The 1,218-nt window shown below is 69.1% G+C and carries 1 pseudogene; it reads right to left on the reverse strand.

Annotated elements, in window-relative coordinates:
• A pseudogene (locus tag ACSFA2_RS25590) lies at window positions 1-1,126 on the reverse strand (hypothetical protein); the annotation flags it as partial.
• Between the last annotated feature and the right edge of the window lie 92 nt (window positions 1,127-1,218).

Here is a 1,218-nt window from a genome sequence, read left to right on the forward strand (position 1 = left end):
GCCGCAGTGCATCGAGCTCGAACCGGGAGAGGCCGCTGGGCCCCAAGCCGTTGGTCAGCAGGCGATTGCCGCCAATGCCGGCATTGAGCACCGCAACGTCTTGCCCGTCGCGCGGCGTATCACGCAAGCGAGTGGCCAGCATGTCGGGGTAGGCCCCGAAGTTGCCCTCCGCGGTGCCCATCGTGATCGAGTCGCCGAAGGCCACGACGGTGCGCACGGACTTGGTGGTGAGCACGTCGAGCCCGGTCACGGCGCGCGCATGCGCGGCCTCGCCGGGCCAGGCGCGGATGAAGGGCGTGAGCTTGCGCGCGGTGTCGTCGTTGCCGAAGAAGCCGAGCGCGGTGAGCGCCCATCCTTCCTTGCTGGGGCCGCCGGCTTCGAGCCAGGCGGTGAAAGCGTCCCACGCGAACTCGGCGAGTGAGTCGGCGTCGCAAGCCTCCTTGGCCACGGCGATGCCGCCGTAGATTTCCTCGTTGGTCGGAAAGGTCAGCATCTGGCCGAGGTTGTCGAGCGTGTCGTTGGGCAGGGCCTTGCCATTCTTCAGCGTGGGCCGGCGCCAGCCGCGCGGCTGCCAGAACTCGGGCAGCTTCGCGCGCTTGGTGGGGAAGCGGTCGAGCGGGCTTTCGTCGAGCACGGCGCGCAGCGCTTCCACCACTTCGGGCTTGTTGTAGCGGCCGGCCACTTCGAGCAGCAACGCCTCGTGGCCGTTGGCCTGCAGCAGGCGCAGCGCCGAACCCGCGCAGTCGCGTGCTTCGCCGGCCCTGCCGAGTGCGGGCGCAATCAAGCCGGCGGCGGCGTGTTCCGGGTATTTCAGCAGCCATTCGCGGCCTTCGGCGCGCAGCGTCTTGAGCTTGGCAAAGGCGCGCGCGGCCGGTATGGCCAACTCGGCAGCGCCGTAGTTCAGGGCGTACGAGAGGTTGTCGGTGGGCTTGGAGCGCACCATGGCCACCAGCCCCGGCAGCACGGCGAGGCCGTGCGTGGCCAGCATCATGCCGATGCTGTCGCTCTCGGTTTCGCCCGCGATCGCATTCCAGAACGGCACGCCGACGGCGGCTGGCAGCAGCGTCGCAAAGCTCGGATAGAAGGTGAACCAGTAGTAGCGCGCCTTCTTGCGTTCGGCCACCATGGCGCGCCAGTTGGAAATCAGGCCCTCGGCATCGCCGGCCTTGATGGCGGCGGCCGCGGCCTTGCCCAGCGGACCGATGGCCTCCCCCTTTT

This window comes from Variovorax cryoconiti, from assembly GCF_051216395.1.
Taxonomy (GTDB): domain Bacteria; phylum Pseudomonadota; class Gammaproteobacteria; order Burkholderiales; family Burkholderiaceae_C; genus Variovorax.